Raw genomic sequence first — 5,343 nt, 5'->3', positions numbered from 1 at the left:
CGCATGACGTCGTTGCCATCGGACCGCCGACGTTGGCGGTTGATTCGCTGTTCCGGGAGGGTTATTGCAAGCCGCGTGCCAGCGGGCCAGTGATTTGATTTTTAGACGTTTTTTCGGGTTGACCGTAACAATCGCGCACCAAGGCGGGGCAAGCAGTTCCAGCGCGGTGCAGATTCAACCTGACGACGCCCACCCAATGCTGCGCGGCGCGGTGCTGGCCGGGCGAACCGATGAAGGCCGACCGCGAGGTGCGGTGAGGCGAATCAACGATGCCAGAAGCTTTTTGTTGGCGCCGCTCAGTTGCCGCCCATGATCAGGCCGGTTGCTTCAACGGCAACGATGGCCTTGGCCTGGTTGAAATCCTCGGCATAACCGCTGGCGTAGAGCAGACAGGCCAGCTGATTGGCCAAGGGCTTGGGCAACGGCGACTGCTTGTCGAGAATGCGCCGTATCCATTTCGCCGTGCTCGGCGCATCGTTGGCTTCCGGCAGATTGGGCAAGGCGCGCAGGCTCTCGTGTTCGGCTTCGAACAGGGCATCGACGCCGCCGTCGTGAATGAATTCAAGACGTGGCCTGCGTTTCGGGTTGGCAAAGGGCTCGCCCTCAGTGCCGCGCAGGAGCAGCGCACGGTCGCCCCGGGCGAGCAGGATGTCGCGCATCAGATCGATAAATTCGGGATGCGTCGCCGGCGCCACCAACACGGCGTCGCCGGCGAAGGGGTTGATCAGCTTGACCAGGCTGTGCGCACTGTTGCGCACGCCGAGGCGGCTGCGCAGGCCAAGCAGGTTGTGGATGCCCGGACACAGGGCATGCAGCGGCAGGAAGGCGAGCCCCTTCTCTTCGAGCGCGATCTGGGCCTGGGTCGTCGAGGCGACGGGCATGACGCCGAGTTCGCGGAAAATATGCGCCGTCGTTACCCGGCCGAAGCCTTCGAGCAGGCCATGGACCACGACCGGTACGCCAAAACGTTGAAGCAGCAGGGCGAGCAGCGGCGTCAGGTTGGCTTCCTTGCGCGCCCCGTTGTAGGTTGGCAGGGCGACCGGCCGGACACGGCCGTGCGGCATGTCGAGACGGTGCGTGCGCTCCTCGGTGGCAGCCATGAACCCGAGCATTTCGTCGAGCGATTCACCCTTGACGCGCAGGCCAAGGATGATGGCGCCCATTTCAAGATCGGGCACGCCGCCATCGAGCATCGCCGCGTAAATCTGCTGCGCATCGTCGCGCCGCAGATCACGCGCGCCCTCGGCGCCGCGTCCGATCTCCCTAATGTATTGTCCGTAGCTCACTGTCGCCTCCGGTGGCAGTCAGGCTGCCGCAGCGATTCTGGCGGGGTGCTCGGCCACCATGCGCTTGACAGCGGGCAGACAGGAGCCGCAGAACGTTCCGCATTTCAGGTTTTTCTGGAGTTGCGACAAGTCAGCCCCGTTCTCCAGTTCCTGGTGAATCTGCACATCGCTGACATCAGCGCATTTGCAGACGATGTTGCGCGCCACCATGCTGACCGGCGGCTTGGCTGAAGGCGCCAGGGCAAAGCGAATCAGGCTGGCATCAAGTTCATCCTCCGCCATCGCCTGCCGCAGCCACGCCAGGGCCTGCGTCTCGCCGGCCAGCCGGACACCGAGCAGGCGGCCGTCGACGGCAACGGCTTTTTTGGCGATATGGCGCCGGGCATCGGCGTATACGATCGCCCCGTGATCCCCTGCCAAGCCGAAAATGGTGTCGATATCGTTGATGCTGCGTTCACCCAGCGGCCACGCCGAAGCCGCCCGGAAAACGACCAGCGGACTGGAACGACCGTAGAGGCCAACGCTGGCGTAGGCGAACGCAGGCAGCAGCCGACGCGCTGCCTGCAGCATGGCGAGCGCCGCACTGACATCGGCGCAGCGGCGAATCACCGCCAACGGATAACTTAGATCGGATTTCTCGATCTGTACCGCTGCGTGCTTGAGTTCGGGCTGCTGGGAATAGGGGTCGAGAGCGTCGCAGGCCAGCGCATTGGCCCCCGGCGTGCTCATGAACTGGCTGCCCCAGTGCATCGGCATCCAGGCCCGGCCCTTGGCCAGTCCGGGGCGCTCGGCGACACGGACGAGCATCTCGCCACGGCCGTTGCTCACCTTGGCCAAATCACCCGAGGCAAGACCACGATGCCGCATGTCGCACGGATGCATGGCCAGCAGCGGCTCATCTTCGAGGTTGAACAAGCGCGGCACGGTGCCGGTCCGGCTCATTCCGTGCCACTGGTCGCGCATGCGGCCGGAGAGCAGGCTGATCGGCAACTCGGGCGTCGTCAATTCGGCAGTAGGCTGATGTTCGATGGCGACAAAACGTGCCTTGCCGTCGGCTGTCGGGAAACGCCCGTCTTCGTAAAGGCGCAGCTTGCCGGCCCTGGCCCCCTCGGGATACGGCCATTGCTGCGGCCCCTGCGCTTCGAGCAAGGCGTAGGACAAGCCGGTGATGTCAAGATCGCGACCCCGCGTGCTTTCGCGGTGCTCGTTGAAAATGTCTTCGGGACAGGCGTAGGGGAACAGGCGAGCGGCGTCGGCATGGCCCAGCTTTTCACCCAGGCGGCGGGCGAAATCGACGACGATTTCCCAGTCGTGACGAGCCTCGCCAGGAGCCGGAATGGCTGACTGGATGCGCGTGATGCAGCGTTCGGAATTGGTCACCGTGCCGTGTTTTTCGGCCCAGCCACTGGCTGGCAAGAGCAAATCAGCGTAATCGGCGGTGTCGGTATTGCCGTAGGTTTCCTGCAGCACGACGTATTCAGCCGCTTGCAGCGCCTCACGCACAGCGCCCTGGTTAGGCAGTGACTGGGCCGGATTGGTACAGGCAATCCAGACAGCTTTGATTTCGCCGGTTTTGAGTGCCTTGAACAGGTTGACCGTGGACTTTCCGGGTTTTGCCGGCACATCGGGAATACCCCACAGGCGGGCGACTTCCGCGCGATGCTCGGGATTGGCCAGGTCGCGGTGGGCCGACAGGAGGTTGGACAAGCCGCCAACCTCGCGCCCGCCCATGGCATTCGGCTGCCCGGTCAGCGAGAACGGCCCGGCCCCCGGCTTGCCGATGTGCCCCGTGGCCAGATGCAGATGAATGATGCCGGCGTTGTTTTGCGTGCCGTGGGCAGACTGATTTAGGCCCTGGCAGTAGAGCGACAGCGCGGCATCGCTGGCGCCAAACCAGCGCGCCGCCTGAACGATGGCCTCGGCCGGAACACCGCAGAGGCTGGCGACTTTGTCCGGCGAGTAATTTTTGACAATCTCGGCCAGCGCTTCGAAACCGCTGGTATGCGCCTCGACATAGGCCTGATCGACCAACCCCTCGGCGATGAGCACATGCAGCATGCCGTTGAACAACGCGATGTCGCTGCCCGGCTTGATCGCCAGATGGAGGTCAGCGATCTCCGCGCTTTCCGTGCGGCGGGGGTCGGCGACGATCACTTTGAGATCAGGATTGGCCGCCTTGGCGTCTTCGATGTAGCGGAACACGATAGGGTGAGCGATGGCCGGATTGGCTCCGCAGATGAATATCACCTTGGCCTGCAGAATATCGGCATAGCTGCACGGCGGGGCATCGACGCCCAGTGTCTGCTTGTAGCCGGCAACGGCCGAAGACATGCAAAGGCGTGAATTGGTATCAACGTTATTGGTGCCGATCAAGCCCTTGGCCAGCTTGTTGAAGACGTAATAATCCTCGGTCAGCAACTGGCCGGATATGTAGAAGGCAACCGAATCCGGGCCATGTTGGCGAATGGTAGCCGCGAAACGTTCGGCGGCTTCATCGAGCGCGCTCGCCCAACCAACGCGCTTTCCGACCGCCCCCCGGCTTGCTCGCGTTTCGGGGAACAGCAGGCGATACGTTGGATTGACGGTCTGATTCAGCGTCGCACCTTTGGTGCACAAACGGCCGCGATTGGCCGGGTGGTCGGGGTCCCCGCTTAGTCCGGTGATCGCACCGTTCTCGGTTTCGATGAGTACGCCGCAGCCAACGCCGCAGTAGCAACAGGTTGATTTCACTTCAGTTCGCATGATTTTCCTTCCGGCTTGGCTCGAGCAACAGCTATGCCAAGTTTAAAAATCATGGACTTAGATGACAAAAGGGGAAATCCCGCTGCGGAATTTCCCCTTTTTAGTGCGTCGACCGTAGGCGGCGTCCCTATTTGATGCGCTGCAACCAGGGCCGCCCCGCTTCAGGGCGTGGTGGCTCGGGTGGCGGCTCTTCGGGCTCGACAGCAGCTTCGCCGGCATCGATGAATTCGCTAGTACCTTCATCCTCCGTGCCGTCAACTTCGAACGCCATTCCGGCGCCGTTTTCCCGCGCATAGATCGCGGAAACTCGGTCGACCGGCACCGACAGTTCGCGGGCAACACCGCCAAAACGGGCCTGAAAATCGATGAAATCGTTACCGATCAGCAATTTTTTGGTCGCATCCGGGCCGAGATTGAGCACGATCTGGCCATCACGGACAAATTCGCGCGGCACGCGGGTGCGCTCATCGACCTCGACCGCGATATGCGGCGTGAAACCGTTGTCGCAACACCACTCCCAGATAGCGCGCAGCAGGTAAGGCTTGGTTGATGGAAGTCCCATGCTTACTTGCGCATCGCCTTTTCGGACGGGGTCAGCGCGTCGATGAAACCCTGACGGCTGAAAATGCGTTCGGCGTACTTCATGAGCGGCGCGGCCGCCTTGCCCAGATCAATCCCGTAGTGGTCGAGACGCCAGAGCAGCGGAGCAATGGCCACGTCAAGCATGGAAAACTCATCGCCGAGCATGAACTTTTGCTTGTTGAAGATCGGCACGATCTCAGTCAGACGAGCCTTGATTTCCTGACGTGCCTTATCAGCCGTCTTGCCATTCTTCTCGATCACTTCCATAAACGAGAAGATTTCGCGTTCCATGCCGACCAGTAACTGGCGGGCCCGCGCACGCATGATCGGGTCGGCCGGCATCAGCTGCGGATGCGGGAAGCGCTCATCGATGTATTCGTTGATGATGTTCGGCTCGAACAAAACGAGATCGCGCTCAACCAGAACCGGCACGCGATTGTGCGGATTGATCGCCGCCATTTCTTCCGGCTTGTTGAACATGTCGACATCGATGACCTGAAAATCCATGCCCTTTTCGAACAGGACAATGCGGCAACGGTGACTAAAGGGGCAGGTGGTGCCCGAGTAGAGGTTCATCATTTGTGGTAACCCTCAAAATGAGATTCGGCATCGGGGGCCGGCCAGAGCCAAACCCGCGATGCCGTTAGCTGATCCAGGAGGGATCAGTGAATGTCTTTCCAGTATTCCTTCTTGAGCGCGTAGGCGACAACAAAGAGAACTGCCAGGAAGGCCA

The 5,343-nt window shown here is 61.7% G+C and carries 4 protein-coding genes; all 4 read right to left on the bottom strand.

Going from position 1 to position 5,343, the window contains the following annotated elements; all coding sequences use genetic code 11:
• Window positions 1-296 precede the first annotated feature (296 nt).
• Window positions 297-1,286 (bottom strand): DNA-binding protein YbiB, encoded by a 990-nt coding sequence (gene ybiB / locus ADADOO_RS16770; protein WP_511278653.1) that lies wholly within the window; start codon window positions 1,284-1,286, stop codon window positions 297-299.
• A gap of 18 nt (window positions 1,287-1,304) precedes the next feature.
• On the bottom strand, window positions 1,305-4,028 hold the full coding sequence (locus ADADOO_RS16765; protein ID WP_511278652.1) for a nitrate reductase: 2,724 nt from the start codon (window positions 4,026-4,028) through the stop codon (window positions 1,305-1,307).
• 127 nt (window positions 4,029-4,155) lie between these two features.
• Window positions 4,156-4,590, bottom strand: a complete 435-nt coding sequence (locus ADADOO_RS16760) for a ClpXP protease specificity-enhancing factor (protein WP_511278651.1) — start codon at window positions 4,588-4,590, stop codon at window positions 4,156-4,158.
• Between the two features lie 2 nt (window positions 4,591-4,592).
• Entirely contained in the window at window positions 4,593-5,189 is a 597-nt protein-coding gene (locus ADADOO_RS16755) for a glutathione S-transferase N-terminal domain-containing protein (protein ID WP_011286577.1), read from the bottom strand.
• Window positions 5,190-5,343: the final 154 nt, after the last annotated feature.

Origin of the sequence: Azonexus sp., from assembly GCF_036170495.1 — a bacterium.
Taxonomy (GTDB): Bacteria; Pseudomonadota; Gammaproteobacteria; order Burkholderiales; family Rhodocyclaceae; genus Azonexus.
Note: the sequence above shows the minus strand (reverse complement) of the source record. Positions and strands in the feature narration are given on the sequence as shown.